The sequence below is a fragment of the Streptomyces sp. LARHCF249 genome (assembly GCF_052871255.1).
On the sequence record NZ_JBIXJQ010000001.1, the window covers coordinates 155,100 to 179,411 of the forward strand.

At 69.1% G+C, this 24,312-nt stretch carries 25 protein-coding genes and 1 pseudogene; 7 read left to right on the plus strand and 19 right to left on the minus strand.

What is annotated here, in order from left to right; genetic code table 11:
- Window positions 1–10: 10 nt before the first annotated feature.
- A complete protein-coding gene (locus tag ACIPUC_RS00785; protein WP_446586021.1) occupies window positions 11–1,144 on the plus strand; it encodes an alpha/beta fold hydrolase in 1,134 nt (377 codons plus the stop codon).
- Between the two features lie 490 nt (window positions 1,145–1,634).
- Here the strand turns inward: ACIPUC_RS00785 and ACIPUC_RS00790 are convergent, their stop codons facing one another.
- A complete protein-coding gene (locus ACIPUC_RS00790; RefSeq protein ID WP_446586022.1) occupies window positions 1,635–2,279 on the minus strand; it encodes a DUF4360 domain-containing protein in 645 nt (214 codons plus the stop codon).
- Between the two features lie 1,193 nt (window positions 2,280–3,472).
- Between ACIPUC_RS00790 and ACIPUC_RS00795 the strand changes: the two genes are divergently transcribed.
- A complete protein-coding gene (locus ACIPUC_RS00795; protein ID WP_446586023.1) occupies window positions 3,473–3,913 on the plus strand; it encodes a hypothetical protein in 441 nt (146 codons plus the stop codon).
- 292 nt (window positions 3,914–4,205) lie between these two features.
- Here ACIPUC_RS00795 and ACIPUC_RS00800 read toward each other — a convergent pair.
- Both ACIPUC_RS00800 and ACIPUC_RS00805 read right to left on the minus strand, forming a co-directional pair.
- Window positions 4,206–4,289 (minus strand): annotated as a pseudogene (locus ACIPUC_RS00800) (histidine phosphatase family protein); the annotation flags it as partial.
- A 497-nt stretch (window positions 4,290–4,786) separates the two neighbouring features.
- Window positions 4,787–5,413 (minus strand): hypothetical protein, encoded by a 627-nt coding sequence (locus ACIPUC_RS00805; protein ID WP_446586024.1) that lies wholly within the window; start codon window positions 5,411–5,413, stop codon window positions 4,787–4,789.
- A gap of 263 nt (window positions 5,414–5,676) precedes the next feature.
- On the opposite strand from ACIPUC_RS00805, the gene ACIPUC_RS00810 reads away from it, so the two are divergent.
- On the plus strand, window positions 5,677–6,075 hold the full coding sequence (locus ACIPUC_RS00810; protein WP_446586025.1) for a hypothetical protein: 399 nt from the start codon (window positions 5,677–5,679) through the stop codon (window positions 6,073–6,075).
- A gap of 222 nt (window positions 6,076–6,297) precedes the next feature.
- On the opposite strand, the gene ACIPUC_RS00815 is transcribed toward ACIPUC_RS00810, so the two are convergent.
- A complete protein-coding gene (locus ACIPUC_RS00815) occupies window positions 6,298–7,206 on the minus strand; it encodes an NAD(P)-dependent oxidoreductase (RefSeq protein ID WP_446586026.1) in 909 nt (302 codons plus the stop codon).
- A gap of 84 nt (window positions 7,207–7,290) precedes the next feature.
- Here ACIPUC_RS00815 and ACIPUC_RS00820 point away from each other — a divergent pair, with 84 nt between their 5' ends.
- Complete coding sequence (locus ACIPUC_RS00820; protein WP_446586027.1) at window positions 7,291–7,662, plus strand: winged helix-turn-helix transcriptional regulator; 372 nt, start codon at window positions 7,291–7,293, stop codon at window positions 7,660–7,662.
- On the opposite strand, the gene ACIPUC_RS00825 is transcribed toward ACIPUC_RS00820, so the two are convergent.
- The 6 genes from ACIPUC_RS00825 to ACIPUC_RS00850 form a co-directional block, all read right to left on the minus strand.
- On the minus strand, window positions 7,651–7,866 hold the full coding sequence (locus ACIPUC_RS00825; protein ID WP_446586028.1) for a hypothetical protein: 216 nt from the start codon (window positions 7,864–7,866) through the stop codon (window positions 7,651–7,653). The two genes, ACIPUC_RS00820 and ACIPUC_RS00825, sit on opposite strands and share 12 nt — an antisense overlap.
- 187 nt (window positions 7,867–8,053) lie before the next feature.
- Window positions 8,054–8,275, minus strand: a complete 222-nt coding sequence (locus tag ACIPUC_RS00830) for a helix-turn-helix domain-containing protein (RefSeq protein WP_446586029.1) — start codon at window positions 8,273–8,275, stop codon at window positions 8,054–8,056.
- Complete coding sequence (locus tag ACIPUC_RS00835; protein ID WP_446586030.1) at window positions 8,275–8,766, minus strand: DUF2975 domain-containing protein; 492 nt, start codon at window positions 8,764–8,766, stop codon at window positions 8,275–8,277. Before ACIPUC_RS00835 ends, ACIPUC_RS00830 begins: the two co-directional genes overlap by 1 nt.
- A 1,050-nt stretch (window positions 8,767–9,816) precedes the next feature.
- Entirely contained in the window at window positions 9,817–11,325 is a 1,509-nt protein-coding gene (locus ACIPUC_RS00840) for a DUF4246 domain-containing protein (RefSeq protein ID WP_446586031.1), read from the minus strand.
- 316 nt (window positions 11,326–11,641) lie between these two features.
- Entirely contained in the window at window positions 11,642–11,965 is a 324-nt protein-coding gene (locus ACIPUC_RS00845) for a hypothetical protein (RefSeq protein WP_446586032.1), read from the minus strand.
- Between the two features lie 371 nt (window positions 11,966–12,336).
- Complete coding sequence (locus ACIPUC_RS00850; RefSeq protein WP_446586033.1) at window positions 12,337–12,879, minus strand: ArsR/SmtB family transcription factor; 543 nt, start codon at window positions 12,877–12,879, stop codon at window positions 12,337–12,339.
- A gap of 56 nt (window positions 12,880–12,935) precedes the next feature.
- Here ACIPUC_RS00850 and ACIPUC_RS00855 point away from each other — a divergent pair, with 56 nt between their 5' ends.
- Entirely contained in the window at window positions 12,936–13,841 is a 906-nt protein-coding gene (locus ACIPUC_RS00855; RefSeq protein ID WP_446586034.1) for a S41 family peptidase, read from the plus strand.
- 180 nt (window positions 13,842–14,021) lie between these two features.
- Here the strand turns inward: ACIPUC_RS00855 and ACIPUC_RS00860 are convergent, their stop codons facing one another.
- From ACIPUC_RS00860 to ACIPUC_RS00875, 4 genes are all read right to left on the minus strand, one after another.
- Window positions 14,022–15,197: a HEAT repeat domain-containing protein gene (locus ACIPUC_RS00860; RefSeq protein WP_446586035.1), complete on the minus strand. Its 1,176-nt coding sequence runs from the start codon at window positions 15,195–15,197 to the stop codon at window positions 14,022–14,024.
- 332 nt (window positions 15,198–15,529) lie between these two features.
- Entirely contained in the window at window positions 15,530–15,853 is a 324-nt protein-coding gene (locus ACIPUC_RS00865; RefSeq protein WP_446586036.1) for a DUF427 domain-containing protein, read from the minus strand.
- Between the two features lie 64 nt (window positions 15,854–15,917).
- On the minus strand, window positions 15,918–16,229 hold the full coding sequence (locus tag ACIPUC_RS00870) for an NIPSNAP family protein (protein ID WP_446586037.1): 312 nt from the start codon (window positions 16,227–16,229) through the stop codon (window positions 15,918–15,920).
- Window positions 16,230–16,334: 105 nt separating this feature from the next.
- Complete coding sequence (locus tag ACIPUC_RS00875; RefSeq protein ID WP_446586038.1) at window positions 16,335–17,213, minus strand: trypsin-like serine protease; 879 nt, start codon at window positions 17,211–17,213, stop codon at window positions 16,335–16,337.
- A 479-nt stretch (window positions 17,214–17,692) separates the two neighbouring features.
- Here ACIPUC_RS00875 and ACIPUC_RS00880 point away from each other — a divergent pair, with 479 nt between their 5' ends.
- Both ACIPUC_RS00880 and ACIPUC_RS00885 read left to right on the plus strand, forming a co-directional pair.
- Window positions 17,693–18,547 (plus strand): SAM-dependent methyltransferase, encoded by an 855-nt coding sequence (locus ACIPUC_RS00880; RefSeq protein ID WP_446586039.1) that lies wholly within the window; start codon window positions 17,693–17,695, stop codon window positions 18,545–18,547.
- Window positions 18,544–19,641: a terpene synthase family protein gene (locus tag ACIPUC_RS00885; protein ID WP_446586040.1), complete on the plus strand. Its 1,098-nt coding sequence runs from the start codon at window positions 18,544–18,546 to the stop codon at window positions 19,639–19,641. The genes ACIPUC_RS00880 and ACIPUC_RS00885 overlap by 4 nt, the downstream gene beginning before the upstream one ends.
- A gap of 54 nt (window positions 19,642–19,695) precedes the next feature.
- On the opposite strand, the gene ACIPUC_RS00890 is transcribed toward ACIPUC_RS00885, so the two are convergent.
- Genes ACIPUC_RS00890 through ACIPUC_RS00910 form a run of 5 tightly spaced genes read right to left on the minus strand, consistent with a single transcriptional unit; the run spans window position 19,696 to window position 23,918 of the window.
- Complete coding sequence (locus ACIPUC_RS00890) at window positions 19,696–21,078, minus strand: cytochrome P450 (protein WP_446586041.1); 1,383 nt, start codon at window positions 21,076–21,078, stop codon at window positions 19,696–19,698.
- Window positions 21,075–21,695 carry a GTP-binding protein gene (locus tag ACIPUC_RS00895; protein WP_446586042.1) on the minus strand — a complete coding sequence of 207 codons (621 nt, stop codon included), beginning with the start codon at window positions 21,693–21,695 and terminating at the stop codon, window positions 21,075–21,077. Before ACIPUC_RS00895 ends, ACIPUC_RS00890 begins: the two co-directional genes overlap by 4 nt.
- A complete protein-coding gene (locus tag ACIPUC_RS00900; protein ID WP_385340231.1) occupies window positions 21,676–22,035 on the minus strand; it encodes a DUF742 domain-containing protein in 360 nt (119 codons plus the stop codon). Before ACIPUC_RS00900 ends, ACIPUC_RS00895 begins: the two co-directional genes overlap by 20 nt.
- Window positions 22,032–22,436: a roadblock/LC7 domain-containing protein gene (locus ACIPUC_RS00905; protein ID WP_446586043.1), complete on the minus strand. Its 405-nt coding sequence runs from the start codon at window positions 22,434–22,436 to the stop codon at window positions 22,032–22,034. The genes ACIPUC_RS00900 and ACIPUC_RS00905 overlap by 4 nt, the downstream gene beginning before the upstream one ends.
- Window positions 22,437–22,442: 6 nt before the next feature.
- The gene (locus ACIPUC_RS00910) at window positions 22,443–23,918 is read right to left on the minus strand and encodes a sensor histidine kinase (RefSeq protein WP_446586044.1); all 1,476 of its coding nucleotides are present in this window, start codon (window positions 23,916–23,918) and stop codon (window positions 22,443–22,445) included.
- Between the last annotated feature and the right edge of the window lie 394 nt (window positions 23,919–24,312).

Genomic DNA, 24,312 nt, shown 5'->3' on the forward strand with positions numbered 1-24,312 from the left:
GATGCCGTCCATGACCATTTCCTTCACACCCGGCCGCCGTTCCTTCGCCAAGGGCGCCCTCGCCGGCGCCGCCGCCCTGTTCCTCGCGACGGCCGCCCCCGGCTCCGCCTCGGCTACCGGGCGTCCCGGCGCGCCCCTCCTCCGGCTGCCCGCACCCACCGGCCCGTACTCCGTCGGCGCCCGGGTCCTCCACCTCGTCGACCGCTCCCGCAACGACCCGTGGCAGCCAGAGATCGGCGTACGCGAGCTCATGGTCACCGTCCTGCGGCCGGCCGTGCCCGGCCGGGGCTTTCCGCGCTTTCCGCAGTTCACGCCCGGCGCCGCCCGAGAGTTTGCTTTTCTCGCCCACCTGGTCCGTCCGCACCTGCCGGCGACGGGGGTCGACTGGGCGGCGACCCTCACCCATGCCCGGGCCGGGGCCCCGCCGTTGCCCGGCCGGCGCCCAGTGCTGCTCTACAGCCCCGGCGGCGGCGACGCCCGCACGATGGGCAGCTCCCTGGCGATCGACCTCGCCTCGTACGGCTGGACCGTCGTCACCGTCGACCACCCCGGAGACGCGAGCGAGGTGGAGTTCCCCAACGAGCGGCCGGGACGCGACCGGATCCGGACGACCGTGCTGCGCCCGGACATGGACGCGGCGACCTTCCGCACCGTGATCGACACACGGGTCGCCGACCTCCGCTTCGTCCTCGACACCCTCGGCCTGGACCGGGTCGGGGTCTACGGGCACTCCGCGGGCGGCACCGCGGCCGCGCAGGCGCTCCACGAGGACCGGCGGATCACCGCCGCCGTCAACCTGGAGGGGTACCTCGACCAGATGGACGGCGAACTGTTGCCGGTGGCCAGGCAGGGGACGGACCGGCCGCTGCTCCTGGCCGGCACCGACGGCTTCCGCGACGCCAGGCTGGACCGGTCCTGGGCAGCCCTCCTCCCTCACGCGGGCCCCGTCACCCGGCGGCAGCTCGACGACACCGCGCACTGGGTCTTCACGGACTATGCGGCGCTAGCTCCCCAGCTCCACACGGCCGGCCTGATGACCGATGCCGGACGCGCCGCCATGGTCGGTGGGGCAGGCCCGCGCGTCACCGTGCCCGCCGTGCGCGACCTCGTACGGTCGTTCTTCGCCCGTCACATACCAGTGTGAGCACGTCCCCTCCCGTTGAGGGTTGGTCGTTCGCCGTGTGCCGTGGGTGACGTACGCCGGACGGGTCCGCCTCAGTCGGCACGGCCGTTTTCCGCTGAACGAATGAGGACCGACTTCCGAAGCAGATCGGCGAGGGGGTCACCGGGAAGGAGACACTGCCCTCATGTCCCGGGTTCTGGCTCCACTTCCGTGGAGCTGTGCCATGAGCGCTCGCGCCTGCGTCGGGCCAAGCCGCTGACCTGCCGGATTCTCCCGTCCGCTGCCCGGTGTACCGAGCACGGAGGCGGCACCACAGAAGTTGGGCCAGAACCCGAGTTGGTTCTGACACGCATTCCGTGAGTAGCAGTCTCTCAACCAGCCCCGACCACGAGTCCTGTCACCTACACGGGTGGGGCCGGCGGGGGAGGAACATAAGCGCGGGTCCGCGGCATCGTGGGCATGAGGAAGGCCGGTTGAGGGGTGCGCACGCCTCAACCGGCCCGGAATCGGCCTACTTATGGCACTTCTTCCAGGAGAAGTGGTATGTGGTCGTGATGCTGGTATCCGTCGAGTCCATCGCGATGTAGCTGGTGGTCGCCGGATTGGCTTGGCCGGCGTCCACCCGCAGCTCGGTGTTGATGTTGAAGTTACGCCGGTCGCCGCACGCCTTGTGGACCACGGAGCCGACCGGTGCCCGGTCGGTCACCTGCCAGTTGTCGTCCTTGGGCCCGTTGATGCGGTGCTTGCGGTGTGCCGTCTTGGACATGCCTTGGAAGTAGTAGTTGGCGACCTGGGTACCGAACGCGCCCTTGGCGAGGTTCGCATAGCCGCGGTAGTCGGCCGTGGCGATGCCGTAGGTGTAGCCCTGCGGGATGTGCACGTCCAGGGCCAGCTGGCAGTTCTTCCGTTGGTCGGTCAGCTGGGTGCCCTTGCCGGCCTTGGCGAGGTATTCGCTGTAGGTGACGGTGAAGGCCGTGTTGTCCGGGGCGACGGCCACCGTGGCGGTGCCGGGCCGACAGCCCGAGCCGTTGACGGTGGCGAGCTTGATGGTGACCGGCTCGGTCGGCTTGAGGGCGTTCTGGGCTCCCCCCGAGGGGGCGAAGGCGGAGGCGAGCAGGGCCACGGCCGTACCGCCGATGAACACCGTTCTGAACATGGGAGGTCCTCTTCCTGTCGCTTGGCGTGGTCGCGAATGGTGCGGGCCGGGCGGGACGACGGGGCGGCCGATGGCGTGTGGAGCCAGTAGCCCCGTCAGCCACCCTAGTCACAGTGAGTACATCATGCTTCTACCAGCTGTAGTTGCTGCCGGTCCGGCTCGCCTCGTCTGTAGGGCAGCAGCAAGACGGGCCCCGGCTCGACCTGCGAGGGCAACTGCAACGAGGCCGGGACACTGCGCGAAGCAGGAGTCCGTCTCCCGTATCTGAACGTCAGCCCCGTGAGCGCAGGCTGGTCACCGACCGGAGTATCAGCCAGCCGAGCTGGTAGCAGCTGTGCAGACGGTTCGACGGAAGCTAACAGTCCGGGCACGAGGCAGGGCCGTCGTCTCGCCACGGTGTGCACCACACCGCACTCCGTGAACACCCGCTCCACCAGAACTGGCCTGGAGTGCGGAAACAGCACTGCTATGAGGTCATCACACCGCCACCGTCCCAGATGACGCGACGTCACCGTGGCAGCACACCGCTGTTCGTCCTCACGGAATGTGTGCCAGAACCATTTCCCGTGAACATCCAGAGTGCTGATGATCACTCAACGCCGCCGGAACCGACGAACAAACGCTGTCGGTCGAAGGGTTCTGGCGCAAGTTCTGTGGTGGCGACCCGAGGCTCGATACATCGGGTTGGCGAACGCGGTAACGCCGCAGGTAAGCGCGTTGCCTCGACGCGGACACGAGCGCGCACGGCACAGCTACAGAGAAGTCGAGCAGAACCCGAGTTTTGACGTCACTGGGGACTTGCCAAGGGAGGATTGCCCTCTTGGTGAGGCCCGGGCGCATCGCAGACGTTGAAGGTTGAGCTGTCCGCCAGCGGTTCGGTGTGACCACCACGACGGCATGAAGACTCGGAGATCGAGCGCTGGTACAACGTGCCGTGGCCGACGGCTAGGAAGGTCACGGACTCGGTTTGACCGAGCCCCGGAGAGAGCTCCCGCCACGGGCGACACCGCTTGACCCGTACAAGCCGGCGATCGACGAGATCGGGCCTGGTGGCGTCGGAGCAGGAGCGTGGCCGAGGCCGTACGGGGGAAAAGGTGCACGTCGCAGCGCGCCTGGCCTTCGTGCGGCGGCCGACGTCGCCATTCTGAGGCTTGACGCGCAGGCTTTCGCACCACGAACGGAAGGTCGGTCGAGTGAAGCTCACCAGGCGGTTTGCCACGATCGGCGCCGCTGCCACGGCAGCGGTGCTCCTCAGCGCCGGCAGCGCCCAGGCTCAGGACGGCCCAGTTCTCTTCTCGCTCCTGGGGCTGCCCCTCATCCAGATCGGAAAGGGCGGCGATGGCGGTGGGGGCGTGACAGGTGCCCAGCAGATCAGCGCCTCGACTGAGATCGCCCCGGGCGCGTTCGGCTCTATCGGCGCGGTCTGCCCCGAGGGACAGATCGCCACGGGCGGGGGCTTCGACTCCAGTGAACCCGGCGATGCCCAGCCCGGTGGCTTCCGGCCCACCATTAACCAACCGGTTTCGGTGCTCGGTGAGGAGGAGCCCACCTCGTGGCACGCCGGCGGCTACAACGAGAGCCAGGGCGAGGTCTTCCTGAGGACGTGGGTAGTCTGCGTCGACGCCGCCGAGTAAGGCCGTTCCACCGCGGGCCTTCGTGTGGTTCGCGAGGGTCTCCTGGCAGTACGGCAACGCACCGCGGACGCCGTCATGCAGTTCGTCAGCGGCTTGACCGCCTCGACGCTTCTGGCGTCGCGTTGCCACGGCGATCGCCGGCGACGCATGGGCCGAGGAGCACAGACTGGCACCAGGTCGGCAGGAGGCAGGTCCGGCCCCATTTGGCCATTCTCCGAAAGCAGATGCGGGTCAGGCGATGCTGGTGAAGGCGCGAAAGTCGCAACCGCTCGACATCGGCGACGGGCCGCCGCGGACCGGCTCCGGCGCCTGCAAGCCAGTGACCGGCAACGGGTGCGTCCTTGCGGCCGCAGTCCGCGAGCGGGCGCTCGTGATTCCCGCTCCCGAGCAGGACCACCTGCCCGGCCCCCACCACCCCGCCATAGCGGACCGCGAAAGCACCGGAAAGGCCCGGCACATCGCACCCGAGCCCACCGGACGGCCGATATGGATAAACGATTCAGCAGCTGTCCGTGCGGACACTGAGGCGAGTTGAAAGCCCGCACAAACCGCGTACGTGTACGCGAGGTACGGATTCATCCGTCCGGTCCCCTGGAGGAAGCCGGACGACGCGACGAGGGCCCGCCACCCCCGAAGGACCGAGTGGCGGGCCCTTGCCCTGCAGGCGGCCCGGCTACGGGGCGGGCGTGCACTCCGCATCGGTACTCCCCCAGCCGGCCTCGCTGTCCAGCAGCCGCTCCCGCTCCGCCGTCGACCGCCAGGCCCCAGCGGATCTTGGCCGAGGTCCACTCGGCGCCGTACCGGCACAGCGCCTCCGGCGACGGCGGTAACCCGCTGCCTGCCTCCGCTACTGCGGCCGTACTCCGGGCAAGATCACGCCAACTCTTCCCGGGCGGGTTGGGCGTGCCTCAAGAGGAACTCGGTCGCCCCCGCGATGGCCTCCGCGGAGGTGTTGTAGACGGCCTCTGACTCCTCGTCCCGACGGTTCGCGGCGGTGGCGGCGTACCACCAGGCGTCGGCATCCGGGTCATGATGGATGACGGCGGCGCCGCCTGCGTAGCGCAGCGGGATGGACTGGCTGGCGGACTTACTGGCCACCGCGTGGGGCCACTTGAGGCGGGCGGACTGACGCTTGATGCCTCCCCAGGCCGCGCCGAGCTGGGTGTAGCTGGCCCCGCTGCGGCCGGCGACGGTGGCAGCGCTCTCCGCCAGCCGGTCGACAGACCGCTTGGCTTCGTACAGCGCCCGTAGCAGCGCCAGTTGTACATCGGGCGCGGCCATCAGTGCGGTGTCGAAGGGCTTGCCAGCGGTGCGATAGGCCAGCGCACGCGTCGAGATCCGTTCGGCCAGCGCGCGGACCGCGTCGAGCACCCTGTCGTCCATGGTGAACGCGTCATCCTCGGCGGGCTCGCTCCAGGCGGGGTCCACCTGAGTCATGACGGTAGGCCAGAAGTTGTCGTCGTTCTTGTCGGGGGTGGGGATCGCCACTGCATCATCCATGCGACAAGTTTACCTGCCAGAAAGCCTGAGCGACAGGGAAAACTGTCAGCGCGACGTACGAGTAGTTACTTCTGGCGTCGCTCGTTTTTGGTCTCAGGCCGCGACGGCAGAGCCGGTACGTACCGGGCTCCCGCGCGCTCGCCCGGTACCTGGACGACCTCGTGGCCTGGGACGAAAACCCGACCATCGCCGGCACGGTTCCGTGCCGGCCATGGTCAGACGGCGGTTGCACCCCTGCCATCACCGAGCCGATGCTGCGCGCCATGGTCGACACGTGTGACCTGCGCACACCGCCCGGGCTACGGGACCGGCGTGCGCTGCTGGTGGGCCGCGGGGCTCTGAACCGCCGTATCGAGCTGGCCGATCTGGGCATCGACGACGTCGAGGTCGAGGACTCCGGGGTCGACCTGGGGTTCGCGTACTCCAAGACCGACAAGGCGGGGAAGGGCGAGAGCACCTTCATCCCGGCCGACCCGGGCGACCCGCGCTACGACCCGGTCGCGGCCGTACGGGACTGGCTGAACCGTCTGCACCGGATGCGGGTGTACGACGGCCCGCTGATGGGTGCCCTCACTTCCAAGGGCAGGCTTCAGAACCGCGCAGCGGCCACCACTCGCGGCGACTACGTCACCGGCGACGCCCTCAACGACTGGGGCCAGTGAAACGCGAGTACCCCGACCGCGCCCAGTCCCGGGCCCGGAATCCTTGGCACAAGGTCCGGGCAGCACGCCGCAGTGCCGCGGCAGGCTCGCCGTAGGCGGTAAGCCCCCACCCGCCCTCAGACGGCTGCCCAACCGCCCAGCATCTCCTCCACCCGCGTCCTGCACGTGGACCGCCTGCCGCCACTCTGCGTCAGCAGGTGCCGTGATGTGCAAGGCGTTTGGTCAGCGCGGTCCTCTGATGCTGTCGATGATGCGGGTCCAGTTTTCGCTGCCGTGTCCGTTCTTGATCGCGTGCCGGTAGTGAGCCTGCACGGCCAGGGGGAGCGCGAGGTCGAGGCCGAGTGACGTGCTGGTCTCGACGATGTGGTCGGACGTCGCGCCCATCATGGTGACCGTGCTGAGGTCGCCCGGATGCTCTCCAGCATCAAGCGCGGTGCCGGGGTTCTCTTCACCAGCCCTCAGGATGTCGCCGATCGAGTCGGCGGAGGAGAGCAACTCTGGCAGCGCTTCCTTGGCCTTCATTCCTGCGGTGCCCAGCATTGCGGTGGCGTGCATCAGTCCGGACAGGGTGGTGAGGAACACCGCGAGTTGGGCTTGGTACATCATCTGGGCGAGGCCCGGGTCCTCGCCCAGGTGCTTCGGTGTGCCGAGCAGTGCCAACGTCGCCCGGTGGTTCTCCATCACCTGGTCGGGGCCGCTGTAGTAGACATGGGCTGCCTCCGTGCCGACCATCGGCGCGGGGACCATGACACCTCCGGTGAGGAAGGCGGCGTCGTGGCCCGCTGCCCAGGTTGCTGCCTCGCGTGTGCGGTCGGGAGTGTCAGAGCTCAGGTTGACCAGCGTCCGGCCGGCGAGCGATCCGGTGGCGCTGTCGAGAACGTCGTACATCGCCGGGTAGTCGGTGAGGCTGAGGATCACGACGTCACTCGCCTCGACGGCCTCGCTGGGTGTCGCTGCGAGTGTTGCTCCGTCGGTGACGACGCCGTCGGCCCGACTGGCGGTGCGGTTCCAGACGGTGACCGGGTGGCCGGCGGTGAGGAGGGTGCGGGTTATCGCCTGGCCCATCGGGCCAAGCCCGATCACGGTGACAGCGCTGTTGTGCCTGGTGGTGTGGTCCTGTTGTTCGTTCACCCCTCCATGCTCGTAGAGCACCACTACTCTCGGAAGTACCCACTACTTTCTGCGGTACTTACCTTTTCGTAAGGGGGATCGGTGATGGCCAAGGCGCCGAGAAACGGGCCTTACATCTGCGGCATCGACGCCGCGCTCGACGTGGTGAGCGGCAAGTGGAAGGGACTGATCCTCTGGGAACTTGACGCCCATCGCGTACGCCGCTTCGCTGAGCTCCGTCGCGGTCTGCCAGGAGTGAGCGAAAAGATGCTGACGCAGCACCTGCGCGAGATGGAGGAGGACGGTCTCGTGCACCGGGAGGTTTATGCCGAGGTGCCGCCGCGGGTGGAGTACTCCCTGACTGAGCACGGGCGCACGCTCAATCAAGCGCTCGGGCCGCTCGGCGCCTGGGGGGTTGAGCGGATGCATCGCGAAGGCTCCGAAGCGGTCGACGTAGCCGAGGCCTCACACGGCTGAGCATCCCGGCTCGGTGCGGCGGATCTCGCTGCGGCCGTGGCCGGTGTCGCGGGTGCGCCTGGAGGGGGTCTGCTTCCACGGAAGGGACTTGAGCTGCTTGCGGAGCTTCTTCTGGTTCCCTTTCGCGATGACGATGTAGTGCGCGCCTCGGCCGAGCAGGTAGCTGGCGTGCTCGCGCTGGGTGCGCATGGTGTCGCTGGTCACGACCACGCCCGCCAGGTCGGCGAGGGTCTCCAGCAGAGGCTGGAAGCAGGTGAGCCGGCAGGGAGGCCGCTCCGGCCAGAACCGCGCACGCGGTCAGCGCGAAACGACGACCAGAGCGTGCCGTATGCCCAACGGGGTCAGGACGGTGCTGCGGGTGATCGGCGATCCACGGCCAGCCTGGCGCACGTCATCCGCCCGCGGCATCCTCGGCCTCCCAACGCAGCAGGTCGCCCGGCTGGCATTGGAACACCTCGCAGAGCGCGGCGAGCGTCGCGAAGCGCACCGCCTTGGCGCGGCCGTTCTTGAGTACCGCCAGATTGGCGGGCGTGATCCCGACTCGGTCCGCGAGCTCGCCCACGGACATCTTCCGCCTGGCCAGCATCACGTCGATGTCGACGACGATCGGCATCAGATCACCTCGTCCAACTCGGCTTGCATCTGCGCCGCTTCGGCGTCGCGCGCGACGGCTTGGGCGAGCAGCATCCGCAGCACGAGCACGATGAGCGCGATCCCCAGGATGGCCACGCCAGCCCCGCCCATGATGACGGTGACGCCCGGGTCGTCCCGCTGGCCCGGCGCATTGAGGACCGTGACCGCGAGCCACAACAGGGCGGCTGCCACGATCGCGCCGATTACGCCGTCCACGTACCGGAAGGCGGCGTGGGAGAACACGGTTCCGCGTCGCGCCATCGTCGCCAGCCGCCATACGCAGACCAGGGCGAACTGGGCCGACACCATGCCCAGGATCGTGATCACGCGCAGCGGGGTCAGCGGGAGCGACCCATCCTCCGGGTCGCTCCCGCTGACCAACACCCACACCATCCCTGCCTGTACGAACACGGTGCCGGCGAGCACCACCACGAGCACGGCACGAAGCGCACGCACTGCCAGCTTTCGCATGACCCACCCTTCCATCGAGTTGCGATGGGAATCTATCGAATCTCGATAGATGGAGCAAGGGTTGGGACGACGGGTGGACGGCGGTTTCGCCCCGCGGTGGGACGCCGCCCCCTCCCATGGCATGACGTTCGCGCGAACCATCTTGATCTTGCCGAAGCCCTGACCTGCACAACCACACCTGGTGTGAACAGGCACGTCCATGACAGCTGCCATCTTCGGGATTGGCGCCCAACGGCAGGTCGTCAAAAGCACGCGCCATCCGCAGCCGCCAACGGTGGTCGGCCGTCCGCGTAAGCGGAGGCAGCCGATCGAAGACCTCCCACGCCGCGGCCTTCGCCCTTGCAGGGGGAGTCCTGGGTGGCGAAGAGCGCGGCGAAGTTCGGGGTCCTGGCCTCGGCCGCAGGCCTGGTTCGCTGCTCTCGCAGACGCCAGCCGTGAGTGAACCGTGTGATGACCGGTCGCGTGCTCCAGTCAGCCAACTCATCTCCGTCCTCGACGGAGAGGAGCTCCGCAGAACTCTGGTCCTCGAGCGCCTCGGCTCCGGCAACATCCGGATCCTCGGTGAGAGTCATCACGGCCCCCGATCAAGTCCCGCGGATCGTCATCGCCGAGTTCGGACGCCGGCAACGGCTCCCATCCCCGGTCGACCGCGGCGCACAGCAGAGGGTCCTCGTCGGTGATGTGGAACTCGTGCAGGTGCGTGATCCGCACGACCTTGCCGGGGAGATCCTTCAATCGCGGATGGCCGACGGACCAGGCAGTGCCTCGGTGGCAGGGTCACCCTCGGACGTGTCCAGCTCCGGTTCCGGTACCACGAACAGAGCACCGGCGCCTGCCCGTCCAGCTCCCGCGCACGGGAGCTGGACGACGGCCTGGCGCAGCGAGTTCGCCGGGGCCTCCGCCATCTCAGCGGTGAGAGCGAATCGACAAGGCCCGCAGTACCATCCCAGCCACACCGACGGACCTTGCACTTGAACCGTCACAATCCATGGCCGCCGGGAACCGAGCAGATGCGCTTCTCATGTCAGCAGCTTGGTCACACCGACACGTTCAGTGCTCGCAGAGGGAGAACTCCCTTTCGTAGAGCTGCTCGTTGTGTTCGTCGACGAAGAACTTCCTTTCCTTCATGAGTTCCTCGCGGTACGTCTGGGCCTGCTCCAGCGTCATGGTCGATGTGTCGGACCAGGGCTGCTGCGGCGGTACGTCGGAGGTCGAGACGATCTGCTCCGCCGGGTCGACCAGGAAGAACGCGAGGATCTTGCGGTGTCCCGGGCGGGTGGGGTCCGCGAGGCGGAACGCGTCCACACGGTGCTGCAGGACGTTGGGAAACACCAGGCAGCGGCCCGACGGGGTCGGTACCGAGCCCAGCACCTGGTTCAGCGCGTCTTCGTCCTCAAGGCCATAGACCTCGCGCAGCCCGGCGTCGTCGTTCTGTTCATAGTTCGGGTCGTCGAGTGCCGTCCGGAATCCCAGCCGGCTCTCGGTGATGTTCTCGCTGTCCCAGTAGTAGATGCCGGTCGAGACGATCCGCTCGTTCAGCATGCCCTCGACGTGCCAGGAGCCGCCGGGGTATTCGGGCTTGTCCGGGGTGAGGTGGACGGTGGCGAGCTTGACGATGACCTGGAGCCGGCGGCCGCGCAGGTCGACCCGGGCGGAGGCGTCGGGCAGTGCAGGCGGGCTGAAGGCCGGGGCGTCGGGGATGATCGGGTGGCGGTTCTCGAACCAGGCGTCATAGGCCTCTCCCCAGGCAGCGCGGGCATCCATGTAGGTCGCGTTGTCACTGTAGGACGACTGGTGCGGATACTCCGGTTCCGAGTCGTACCAGCCGTAGGGATCGGCCTCGATCCGCAGGGGCCGCGGGTGGCGCAGATCGGTGAGCACATTCTCGAACAGCGGGCGCAGGCGCGCGAACACGTCCGGCAGGACGGACGCCAGTGCACGATGCGCCTCGGGGTGGACGTTATTGACGTACGAGCGGAAGGTGACGGCCCCGTCGTCACTGACGTCGACGTCCGTGGGCAGCCACTGGAACCTCTCCGACAACTCGTACTTCGAGTAGTGGTTCGTCGGGTTCTGCCAGGCCCGCTCGGGCCCTCCGCTCACCTCCCTCACAAGGCAGAACAGTGAGGGGTGCACGAGATCCAACACCTGGCCGTCGGATCCGGGATGCCAGTCCCGCTCCGCTTCGGGGACGTCTTCCAGGACCCGGACCGCCTCACGCAACCGGGACCTGAGCTGCTCGTCGACGAGGGTGTCCGACTGCCAGACCCCGTCGACCGCGGACACCTCGATGCCAGTGCGCGCGTCCCGCAACGCGGCGTAGTGCCCCAGCTCGGCGAGAACGTAGCGCACCTGCGCTTCGGTCAGGCCCTGCGCCACCGCTTCCTGCGTCCAGCGGGCGACGATGTCGGCGTTGTTCATCTTGTCGAACCACAAGGGCTTCGCGCGCAGGTGCGAGCTGCACTGCATCATCTGCAGCTCCCGCAGTGTCCGGGGCGTCGCGAACGCCGGGGAACGGGTGGTCTGGAAGGGCAGCGGGAAGGCGGACAGGCCGGTCACTTCTGGTGGTCCTCACGATCGGTGTGCGGTGCCCGGAAGAATAGCCCGGCCCACTGACACCACAGCCACGACCCCCGCGCGGATCAGGCGTTGTCGCCGGTGAGGCCAGCATGGACCTCGCAGGCGGCAGCCCCAGGCTCGCAGCGCCACTACGCCTACCTCACCCAACTCCTGGCCGACGGCGCCCCGCCCGGCTGCCACGACGAGCAGCAGCGGCGGCTCGGCAAGCTGGGCGTGAAGAGGCCGCACGGGCGGGCAGGGTCCCGGCGAAGGCGGCCGCGGCCGCAGGGCGGCGGGTGGAAACGGGGGCGGGCGGCTACCAGCTCTGCCACGCCGGGGCGGGGTACCGGGGTGCGCGCCGCTTGCGGGCTTCGAGCCCGAGGAACAAGGCTCCCGAGGTGAGGGTCGCGAGGAACGACACCAACATGGCCAGCGGAAGCAGGACGCTGGCGGGTTCCCCCAGGCCCAGCCACAGCGCCGCCGTACCCATCGCCAGAGCCACCAGCAACGAAACCCTCGCCGCGAGCGGCAGCTTGCCGCTCACCGCGACGCAGGCATACCCGACGAGCAGGCCCGGCACGACGGCCGCTATCAGGCCCAGGAACAACAGGAACAAGAAGACGAGCAAGGCGATGATCATGTCGTACCGACCTCCGGATCTCATGGCCAACTCGTCCCGAAGGCAGACGGATCCACGTCCCCCCGGTCTGGCAGGCCCTTTCGGACGCCATGCTGTCAGATTTTCTGAACACGTTCAACACAGCTCGTGGGCGATGCCCACGAAGGCGCGGACCCGGGCCGTTTCGTTTCGTTTCGATCACCGTGCGGACAGGGGAAAATGCCTGCTACATGCAGTCCTGCCAGGTGGATGGTCGCTGTCTTCTCGTAGCGGGTGGCGATTCCGCGCCACTGCTTCCAGCGGTTGATGCATCGTTCGACGTGTTGCGCTGCTTGTAGCCCTCGCTGTCAAAGAGGGGCGCTCCGCGCTGGTGGTGACCGAGGTGGCCCCCGCTAGCCGGAACTGGTGGTGCTGGTCGGCCGAGCCTGCTGATAGAGCGCCACCAGCACGCCGTGCACGGGCCGGTCCTCTGCATCTTCGTCGGCCTCGTCGACCAGTTGGGCGAGGGCCTCGCCGAGTTCTCTTGCCTTCGTGGGGCTGAGATGCAGGTGGCGCAGTGTCAGGAGGGTCTCGGCGGGCGAGCGGTCCAGCTCCTGGGCGACCGCGGCGAGCATCGCGGCGGTGCCTGCCGCTTGAGGTTCGGCGACGACCATGTGGCGGGCCGTGCGCTGGTAGTACTGCTCGGTGCCGCCGCGGACCTGGCGGGTCTCGGCGATGCGGACCAGCCCGGCTTCGCGGAGCACTTTGAGGTGGTGGGCCACGTTGCCCTTCTTCGCGTCGAGCTGCGCCGCAAGCCCTCTTATGGTGGCAGGCCGTTGGCCCAGGGCGAAGAGCAACCGCTGACGCAACGGGTGGGCGAGCGCCGCGAACTGCTCGGGCGCGCCGATCTCCAGAACATCCTCGGGAGGGGGCAAGTACGAAGGCTGATCACGCATACCGAAAGTGTCTAAACTCGTTGACGCTTTCGCAAGGGCAGTGCTCTACTCCAGCCATGACGACTGTGACGAAGCTTCGGCCTGCCCCTTTCATCGACGAGACAGCCCGGCTGCTGACCGAGCACTACGTTTTCCCCGAGATAGCCGAGCAGGTGGCCGGCCTGCTGCAACGACGCCTCGCCGAGGGCGCCTACGACGTCGATGACGCCGAGGAGCTCGCCCGTCTGGTCACCGCGGACCTGCAGTCCGTCAATGGCGACCGACACCTCAGGCTGAAGCACCACGCCGAGCCGGTGTCCCCGAAGCAGGGGGCGGCCACCCTGGACGCCATGCGCCGGGACTTCGACACCTCGCTGGGCGGTGCGCCCCGCGTGCAGTTGCTCGACGGAGGGGTCGCCGTGCTGGAGCTGGCACCGATGTTGTTCCCGCTGGAGTGGGCCGCCGAACCGCTGAGCGCCGCGCTCACCCTGGCCTCCCGCGCCCGGGCACTGATCGTGGACCTCCGCGCCAACCGGGGCGGCGACCCGGACACGGTCGCCTTCGTCTGCAGCTACCTCCTGGACAAGCGCACCCACCTCAACACCATGCACTGGCGCGGCGGCGCGCACAGCGAGCAGTCCTGGAGCCTGCCGCACGTTCCCGGCGCCTGCTTCGGTGGCAGCAAGCCGTTGTATGTGCTGTCCAGTGACAGCACCTTCTCTGCCGCTGAGGAGCTGGCGTACGACCTGCAGCAGCTCGGCCGCGCCGTCGTCGTCGGCGAGCGCACCCGCGGCGGCGCACATCCGTGCAAGGGCTGGACCGTGCACCCACACCTGGAAGCCACCATCCCCATCGGCCGCGCCATCAACCCCGTCTCCAGCACGAACTGGGAGGGCACCGGCGTACAACCGGACGTCCCTTGCGCTGCTGCCGAGTCCCTCGACAAGGCGCACGCACTGGCCCTCACCCGACTGGCAGGCTGACGCAGTCCAGCTCGTCGACAGCACTGCGCGCAGTGCCTCCGCGATCCAAGTCGGCGGCCTACTTCGGCGGCGGAGGCCTCACGCTCCGGCGGCCTCCAACGTGCTCACCCCGCACGGCTGGTTCACGGTGCGCGTAGGCGGCGAAAGCCGCTTGCTGCCACGCTCAGAGTCCACGTGGTGTCAGCGGCCGTCGCGGCGCCACTCGTATCGCCACACTGCGTCGAGTTCGTACTCGTGCGGGGTGCCGGGCGGTGCTGGAGGAAGGCGGCGTGCCGCTTCCACGCACCGCTCGTCGTCGTGCAGCGCAAGCCCGTACACTGCGGTGACCTGGACTCGGCGGTCCGTGTCGTCCAGCAAAGCGGCCATGGCGTTGGCGAAGACGGGATCGTGGTCCCTTCCCTCGGCCACCGTGAGGCAGGCAGCCCGCCGGACCACGGTGTCCATGTCCGTCATCAGCACCAGCAGCGCCTCACGAACAGCGTCAGTGAAGGCAGGTAGCTCGGACCATGTGCCGAACCCGCGTGCCACCGCACACCGTACCCCCGCGTCGGGGTGGCCGGCGTAGGGCATGAGGGCCGCGTCGGCGCGCGGATCGCCGTGTTCTCCGAGCGCGACCAGCACCTCGGTGAGCACGGCGAGGTCCTCTTCTTCGGTCGACCAGTCGGTGAAGAGGTCCAGGGCAGGGCCGGCGAACGCGTCCTCGTCACTGTCGTCGAAGAGGTGGGTCAGCCGTAGCACCTCAGCGCCGAACAAACGGCGGGACGGATCGGAATGTGTGCGCAGCGCCGCGGCCGCCGTCCAGGTCTCCCGGTCGCGACGGTTGGCCAGCAGGATGGCGGCATTCCCCCATGCGGCATGGTCCTGGTAGTGGTTCAACGCGCGTGCCATCAGCTCCTCGAACGAGGTGCGGCTGCCCAGCAGACGCTCCAGATGCGTGAGAATCGCCGCGTGCCCATCGCGAACAGTCATCCCCCCGAGGAAGTACTCGTCGACGCTGTAGTACTCGTCGTCCTGGACGCGGGTACGGACAAGAGCATCCCGGGAGCCCGTGAGGCGCCGCAGTTCGGTGTCCACGCCCGCCTCGTGCCAGCGGCGCGCGAGGTCCCGCGTCTCCAGGAGCTCGGACTCGCTGTACCTGCCCCGACTCCTGTCGTACAGGAGCGCCTCGACCAGCGCGGGCGAGCCCGAATCCACCGCTTCGCGCAGTGGTAGCAGTTCGCCCGGTCCGCACCGGCTGGGGTCGGCGCCGTGGTTGAGTAGCAGTTGGGCGATGGCTCCCGAGTACGTTCCGACGGCCAGGCAGAACGCGGCGTCCCTGAAGTCGGAGTCAACGTCCTGCAGGAGCAGCCTCTTCACCAGGGCGGTATCTCCGGCTCGGACCGCGGAAATCAGGGGAGAACTGCCGTCCGCTGCACCACTCGCACCACTACCCATGTCTCTGCTCCCCCGTCGCGTTTTCGCAGCTCGTGAAGTCTAGGGCCGTCGACTGGGCACCGGCGGGAGGTGGCGGTCGTGCACGGTCGAGGGCCTCGACGATCAGTTACCTCGCAGCGGGTACTCCCCCACTCGACTGTGGGGTCCAATGCGACATCGTGGCGTCAGATGTGCCGCCCCAGGCCAGACCTTCCACTCGAGCCAGTCAGCGGCCAGGCCCCCATGGCGCCGGAGGTGACCGCAGCGGAGGGGCCTCAGAGGACCTCGGTCTCGTAGAAGCACAGACGGTTCTTGATCGCTGCGACCTCGGGGTGCGGGTCCGGGTACTCCCAAGCGATGTCCGCCCCGCCGGGCACGGACCAGTAGCGGGCATCGCCCTTGAACGGGCAGTGGGTGTGCGTGGTCGACGGCGTCAGCAGATCGGTGCGTACGTCCTCCGGCGGCAGGTAGTACCGCACGGGGCAGCCCGTCTCGCGAAGCACCAGCGGGCGTCGGCTCTCCGCCAGCACCAGCCCGTCGCGAACGACCCGCACGTGCCCGCTGCCCTGCTCGATGGTGATGCTGTGTCCAGGTGTCATACGTCCTCAAGCGCCCGAGCGGCGTCGGTTCTTCCCACGCCGGCCCGGGGCGCAACGGAGCGGATCAGGAGCCGCCGTCCAGCGGCCGCAGGAAGCGGCGCTCGTACCGCTTGATGCAGCGGGTCTCGCGGGCCAGCTCGAACGCGGCCTGGCACTCCGGATCGGACAGGCTGTCCGTCCGGTACTGCTCGTACGTGGCGAAATCGGGAAAGGAGAAGAGGGCGTAGGCGATGTCGCTGTCCCCCTCGCTCGGCAGGAAGTAGCCGTGGTGGGTCCCGCCGAAACGGTTGACCAGCCCGACCCAGCGGCGGCCGTACTCCTCGAAGTCGGCCAGCTTGTCAGCGTCGATCTCGTACTTCAGGTGAATGGTGATCATGCCCTCATCATGCCCGGTGCGGCATGGCGGGGGGCCGGGTGGTCGAGCCCGGTCGGGCTGTCCCCGGCCCCCTGCAATGTGGGGGTGCGGGTTTCGGGTTGCCGGCTACGGCAGCTTGGCGAAGGGAGAGAGGAAGGCGCGGGCGCCCGGCGTGTCCAGGCGGTACGACACGTTGGTCGCATAACACGGGCCGTCACCCGTGATGGTGGTGGCGACCAGGGTGAACTTGCCGCCGATGACGGCGAAGTTCGGGCCGCCCGAGTCGCCGTAGCAGGCCCCGCCGTTGCCCTGGGGCGCGGTCATGGCGAGGCGGACCCAGGCGTTGTTGAGGGCGTCGAACGTGACGGGGGCCTTCATGCGGACGCCGCCGCCGGGGTGGGTGTGGCCGCCGGGGCCGCGTACGGCCTCCTGCGTGCCGTATCCCGTGACGGAGAACGGAGCGGCGCGCAGTCCTTGCGGGCCGAGTGCGTCGAGCGCTCCGGCCTTGGGGAGCACGGCCGGGGTGAACGCCCAGCGCGCCTTGACCTGGGCGGCAGGCAATTCCACAACCGATATGTCGTGGTTGTCCGATGCGGGGCCGGCGTACGCGGGATGGTTGTGGGCGACGCCCTGCACGGCGACGTCCTGCGCCACGGCGGTCGGGTCGCCGGGGTGTTCGGCTGCGGCCTTGTCGAGGCCCGCCTGCACGTCCTGGTCGAGGGAGACGTAGAACTTCACGTTCGCCGGCCAGTCGGTGGTGCAATGCGCGGCAGTCAGGAAGGTGTCCGCGTCGATCATGGTGCCGGAGCAGACCCAGTCGACCCGGTCCGGGGTGGTGGGGTCGTCGTCGTTGTCCCAGGTGGCGACGAGGGCGCCCACCTCGGTGCGCTCCGGCGCCGGCGTCGCGTTGTACGAGTTGATCGCCGAGGACGGCAGGGCCGCGCCGAGGACGAGGGCACAAGCGGCGGCGGTGACGGCACTCAGGCGTACGGGTACGGCAGTCAAGGGAAACCCTTCGATGTCGTGGGGCGGGGGCTCTCGTGCGGGGTGACCGACAGTGAAGCGCGCGTGAGGGCGTGCGGCAAGAGTGGCGGGATTCTTTGGGTGTTGCTTGACCCGTCTCCTGTCGCGGACGCGAAGTACGTGAGGATTTGCGGTCAACCGACGGGCCGCACGCCCTGTTCCGCACCGCATGCGGGACCTCCGCGAGCACCCGCGGTCGCGCTGGTCGAAGTGCCGGAACAAGTACGAGGCCCGCAACTGCCCTCTTGGGCAGCTCCCTGCTCCGCGTTGGTCCAGTGGGCTGACGTGACCGCCCACGAAGTGCCACGATGATCCGTGCTTCAACAGTGTGCCGGTCGGGACGCGGTGAGAGCAGCAGCGCGCCCCGGAGAGCCCTACCCCACGAAAGGGCGGACCCCATGCGCGTTACACCACTCGTATCGTCCTTAGGCAGCGACCAGGGCTCAGCCGGGGACGACCCTGTGCAGCTCTACTACAGCCGCAAGACTCAGGAGATCCTCCACAAGTACGGCCCGGGCCCCCGCGTGCACTTCCACGTGGGGCTGTACCCCGAGAGCCCGCCGGACACCACCGTCTCCCAAAGCACGCTGAAGCAGCACCTGCTCGACGCGCAGGAGCGGATCGTCGAGCACGCGGCCCGGTCCTGGGGCGCGTACGAGGCGCCTCCCCGGCGGCTGCTGGACATCGGCTGCGGCCTGGGCGGCACATCGCTGTACTGGGCGCAGGAGCACGGAGCCTCAGTCACCAGCCTCACCGTAGCGCCGGAACACATCGCGATCGTGCGGCAGTTCGCACGACAGGCAGGGGTCGAGGGGCGGGTGAAGTCCGTGCTGGCGGATGTGCACGACCTGGACGAGACCCGTGCGTACGACGCCGTCTACGCCAACGAGAGCAGCGGCTATACCGACCGGACCCGTCTCTTCGAGGTCGTCGCCAAGGCACTGGAGCCCGGTGGATGGTTCGGGATCCAGGAGCATTTCGTGGGCCGCTCCACGTGGCGCGAGTTCATGGACGGCTACTACAGAACGCGGCTGGGACGGTGCTCGGAATACCTGGCCGCGGCCGAGGCGGCCGGCCTCGAACTGGTGCAGGACGAGGACGTGACGGACTCGGTGGCGGAGTTCTGGGTCCAGTCCATGGCGTGGAACACCGCCGAGCTCGACCGGCTCCAGGCGGGCGCCGACGTCGAACCCGGCGCCTGGACCGGCGAACGGCTCGAGCAGTCGACGATCGCGCACAGCAGGTTCTTCCGTCTGTGGCGGGACCACGCCGTGCAGACGCGGCTGCTGCATTTCCGGAACGGAGGCGGCCGATGACCGAGTCACCGCGCCCCTCCCGCCTCGGTACGCGCCTGCCGCCCTTCTACTGTCCCCTGGAGCGCGACCTCGTCCACCCCGAGGCGAAGCAGGTGGAGGCCCGGGCCGTGGAATGGCTGGACGCCTTCGGCCTGTACCCCGATCCGGTCGAACGCGCATGGGGGCTCGCCACCCACAGCGCCGACTTCTCCTGCCGCATCATTCCCGAGGGGAACGTCGAGGCCCTCCTGCTGTTCACCGAGTGGAACTACTGGGCCAACGCCGTCGACGACTGGCAGGACTCGGGTTCCGACGAGGTGGGGACGCGTGCCGTCGTCGAACACGGGGCACGGCTGCTGCGGACCATCGAGGACCCCGGGGTGTCGGTGCTGCCGGACGGGCCCATGACCCGCGCGCTGATGGACCTGGTGAGCCGTACCCACGCCATGCTCACGCCCTACGAGCTGCACAGGTTCGTCGAGGGGACGCGCGACTGGCTGCTCGGGGCGGCCTGGCGGGCCGCTCAGGCCGAGGCCGGGACCATGCCGGGGCTGAACGACTTCGTCGCCATGGGGCCGCTGGCGAACGGCACGCGCTTCTCGTTGACCTGGTCCGACGTCGCACGCGGGGACCGATTGCCGGCGGACGTGCTCTGCTCCCCCGCCGTGAGGGCGCTGACGGACGCGGCAGGGTTCGTCGTCAGCTCGGACAACGACCTCTTTTCCTACGACAAGGACGACCACCTGGTGCCGCAGGAGGTGAATCTCGTCAACGTCCTCGCCCATCAGGAGAACCGCTCCCCCGCCGAGGCGGTGCCGCTCGCGGTGGCCCTGCGCGACCGGGTGATGGTCCTCTTCCTCAGGCTGCGGGCCCAGCTGGAGAGCGCAGCGGACGCGGAACTGCGGCGCCATCTGGCGGCGTTGGAGCACTACGTGGCCGGTTCCATAGCGTGGCAGAGCCGGGCACCGCGGTACACGAGTCCGCGCAACCGATACGAACTGCCCGTCCTCGACGCGCAGTTCGATCTCCGGTTCAGCAACGCCCCCGGCGTCGCCGGAAACAAGCCGCCGGTTCCGCCGGCCCTCGCGTCCTGGTGGCAGCAGGTACGTGGCTGAGCGATCCGCAGGCCCCGGCCGGTGCGGCCGGGGCCCCAGGCGCGGAGGGCCGGCTCAGCGGCGGCCGAAGAGCCGGCGCCACCAGCGGACGCCACGGTCGCGAGCACGGACCGCAGGTGCTGCCGTCGGCTGCGGTGGGATCAGCGCGTGCCCGGGGTGCCCGGACGGCTGCTCGGGCCAGGGCCCGGGGTTCGGCACGGAGCGCGGGGCGAACCGTACCGGCAGGGACAGCAAGTGGCGTGACATGAGGGTGCCGCGCCATTGGAGCTCGCTCGGATCGATGGCGAGCTGGACGTCGGGCAGCCGGTCGAGGAGCACTTCGATGCCGGTGTCCGCGATGGCCCGTCCGATGTCCTGGCCCGGGCACTCGTGCGGTCCACTGCTGAAGGCCAGGTGGGAGCGGTTGCCGTGGATGGATACGTCGGGGTCCGGCCGGATCTGCGGGTCGGCGTTGCCGGCGGCCAGGCCGAGCAGGATCATGTCGCCGGCTTTCACCTGCTGGCCGCCGAGCAGGGTGTCACCGGTGGCCCAGCGCCCGATGATCGTGTTGATGGGCGGGTCGTCCCACAGGACTTGCTCCAGCGCGTCGGGCAGGGTCATGTGGCCTCCGGAGAGGCTCGCCCGGAAGCGCGGGTCGGTCAGCACGGTCCGCAGCGTGTTGGCGATCAGATTGGCGGTGGTCTCGTAGGCCGCGATCAGAACGACGCGCAGGTGCATGAGCACTTCGGTGTCGCTCAGGTTCGCGGGGTGCTCGATCAACCACGAGGCGAGGTCGCGGGCGGGCCTTGCCTTGCGCTCCAGGACGAGTTGTTCCAGCGTGGCAGTGACGTAGCCGTCGCTCTGCAAGGCCGTTTCGGTTCCCTGGAGCATGTCGCGTGCCGCGTTGACCAGCAGGGGGCCGTGTTCGTCGGGTGCCCCGATGAGCTGCGTCATGACCAGCATGGGCAGCTGGTCGGAGAAGCCGGAGACGAGGTCGGCGTGCCCCTCGCCTGCGATCTGGTCGACCAGCTGGTTGGCGAAGCGGGTCACGTAGCGGCGGATGCCGCGCTTGTCGAAGCGCTCCAGGGACTCCACCACGGCTGCGCGCAGCCGCTCGTGGGCGGGCCCGTCGGTGAAGTTGCACACCGGCACCCAGGACACCATGGGGCCGAGCGGGGTGTCGGCCGGTACCCGGCCCTCTCTCATGTCGCGCCAGCCCCGGGGGTCGCGGGCGAAGCGCGACGACGTGCGCGCCACGTCCAGGTTCTCCCGGTGACCGAGGACCAGCCATGCCGGGAGGTCCCCGTTCACCAGTACGGGGGCCACCGGCCCGTGCTCGGCCCGCAGCTTCTCGTACAACGCAAGGGGGTCCCTTTGGGCTTCCTCTCCGTGGAGGCGGTACAGGCCGCCCACCGTGTGGGCGGGGCACTCGGGCGGTGGGGTGGGGCTGGTGCTCACATTGCCTCCTGGGTGGCTGCCTGGGAATGCAGGTATCGCATGAGGGTCAGCAGGACGTCGCGGGACGACTCCCGCCGTCTGGCATCGCAGACGAGGATCGGGATGGCGGGGGGAAGGTCGAGGGCCTGGCGCAGTTCCTCCAGCGGGTGCTCGGGCGCGTCGGGAAAGGAGTTGACGGCCACGACGAACGGGACGCCCCGCTCCTCCAGCCGTCCGATGACATCGAAGCTGATCTCCAGCCGGCGGGTGTCGAGGAGTACGACCGCTCCGAGCGCTCCCTCGAAGAGCCCGCGCCACAGGAACCAGAAGCGCTCCTGGCCCGGTGTGCCGAACAGGTACAGCACGAGCTCGTCGTTGATGCTGATGCGCCCGAAGTCCATGGCCACGGTGGTGGTGATCTTGCGGGCCACACCCCAGGTGTCGTCGACGCCGACGCCCGCCCTGGTCATCGTCTCCTCGGTCGTCAGCGGCTTGATCTCGCTGACCGCACCGACCATCGTCGTCTTGCCCACGCCGAAACCGCCGACGATGACGACTTTCACTGCGGCCGCCGCCGTTTGCGGCAGTGTGTCCGCGGGGCGCGGCCCGGCGGGCGGGTCAGAGCTTCTGAAGTCCATCGATCACTGCCTCGATCAGAGCAAGGTCGGGTAGCTGCGCGGCTGGAACGGGCGGACGGACGTACACGCGCTGTGCGGCCATCAGATCTCCGACCAGCACGGTGACGACGCTCACGGGCAGGCCGGCGTACGCTGCGATCTCGGCCACCGACAGCGGTGACTGGCACATCCGCAGGATGGCTGCCTGCTCGGGCTGCATCTCGGGCCGGGCGGTCCCCTTGGCCACGACCAGGGTCACGAGGTCCAGATGGACGGCGGTGGAGGGTCCGCTGCGTCCGCCGGTGATGACGTAGAGCCGTTCGGGGCTGCCGTCCTCCCAGCTTGCGGGCGGCTCATTCACGCGGGCTGCCCGTCGTGTCGGGGCGGGCTGCTCAGGTGGTCCCCCATTCGGGTCACCAGGTTGCGCATCTGCGCGCCCATCAGTCCCGCGTCGACACCCTCGTCGGCGAGGACCGCAAGGTAGGAGCCGTTTCCTGCGGCCATCAGGTAGAAGAACCCGCCGTCCATCTCGATCACGACCAGGCGCATCCGGCCCTCCGAGCGGGGCAGTTCCGCGGCCACGGCTCCGGCGAGGCTCTGCAGGCCCGCACAGGCGGCTGCCAGGCGGTCGGCCGTGTCGGTCTCGGCCCCGTACTGCGCCACGCAGAGCCCGTCCGCTGACAGTACGATCACGTGCCGCGTCTGCGGCACTCCGGCGGCGAGGTCCTTGAGCATCCAGTCCATGCTGCTTCGCTGAGTCATCACTGCTTACGCCCCTTTGGTCGCTGTGTCCGACGCGCCTTGGGCGCCCTGCGTGTCCTGGGCGGTCTCACCGGACAGCCCGCTGTGGAACGCCTCCAGCCACATTCCGGGGCCGCTGTCGTCCGTCGGCTGCGGGCCCGCGGGCGACCGGGTCTCGGAGGTGGTGACACGGTCCTTCCGGCGTCGCTGCGGCAGGCCGGTCGCGGTACGCTCGGCGGTCGGCCCGGCGCCGACGGGCACCGGCCCGGCCGCCGCAACCCGTGCCGGCCGGGGCGCGGACACGCCGGCCGCGGAGCGATCTGCGGGGTACTCGCGCAGTGTGGCGGCCACCGCCCTGGGCCCCGAGGAGGAGCCGATGCCGTGGGCGAGGCCGGTGGCCGCGGACACCGTTGTGATCAGGTGCTGCGGCACGATGACCACAGCGCGGACACCTCCGTACGCGGAGGAACGCAGGGACACCTGGAACCCGTACGCCTGCGCCAGCCGGCCGACCACGGCCAGGCCCAGCCTCGGCGTCTCGCCCAGGTCGTTGAGGTCGATGCCGGACTGCGCCTGCGCGAGCATCTTCTCGGCGCGTCCGCGGGCCTCCTCGCTCATGCTCAGGCCGCCGTCCTCGATCTCCACGGCGATGCCCGACTGCACCTCGACGGCGGTGAGGTGGACCCGGGTGTGCGGCGGCGAGTAGCGGGTGGCGTTGTCCAGCAGCTCTGCCAGGGTGTGGATCAGCGGCTCCACGATCGGGCCGACGACAGCGACCTCGGAGACCGAGTGGAGTTCAACCCGCTGGTAGTCGATGATCCTCGACATCGCACCGCGCATCACGCTGTACAAGGTGACGGCCCTGCTCCACTGGCGGCCGGGGCGTGCACCGCCGAGGACCGAGATGGAGTCGGCGAGCCTGCCGATCAAGGCGGTGCCGTGGTCCAGGCGCAGAAGGTCGCCGAACACGTCCGGGTTACTGCCGTGCCGGTCTTCCATCTCACGCATCTCGTGGGCCTGCTGATGGACGATCGCCTGCACGCGGCGGGCGACGTTCACGAAGGCCCGCTGCGCCGAGTCGCGAAGGCTCTCCTCGTTGTCGACCGCGTCGATGACGTGGGCCAGCACGGCCTGCAGGGCGGATCTGAAGCGCGGGGTCAGGGCTTGGTCGTCGCCCCAGCGGTTGCCGTCTCCGGCGCGGCCTCCCAGGGAGGTCAACACCTCCTCGGCCAGCTCGCCCTTGCGCAGCCGCTCGATGGCCTCGGGGAGCACCAGCGCGGACAGGCGGACCGCCTCGGCCTCCTGCCGTGACAGGGCGTGCTCGAGCGCCGCGACCTGGGCGCTGCGGGCGTCGAGCGCGCGGCCGCGCCGTAGCGCTTCGACGAACGCCGCCGCGGTGCACGCGGCGCCCGCGGCGATCAGGACGGTGCCGCCCGGTTCCGAGGAGGTGGCAAGCGCCCCGACCAGGCAGGCGGCTGCCAGGGCCGCTATCGCCGGCAGCATCCGGCTCTTTCTACCCGCCGGTTGGGGGGTTTCGGGTGGAATGCCTCTTTGCTCCATCGGCGTCCTCGAACTATCGAAAAGGGTGACCTTCTGACCGGTGGGCGGGAGCATAACTTCGTCCAACTTCACTTATGCAGGCTTTCGTTGGAGTTCATCGGACCGGAGGAACCGTTATGCGCCATCGGCTGCCTCGAAATCCGGCACGGGCGGGGCACCCGTCCACGGCGAGCGGCGGCGTAGGTGAAGGTCGACGGCGTGTCGACCAGTTCGCGGCGATGGGATCCGCACTCACACGGCGGATTGCGACGGCCGGATTGCATCGGTCGTGAGTGGTGTCGCGGACGGAAATGCGCTAGAAGCGCAGTGGCGCAGGACCGACTGCTTCGTGAAGGGG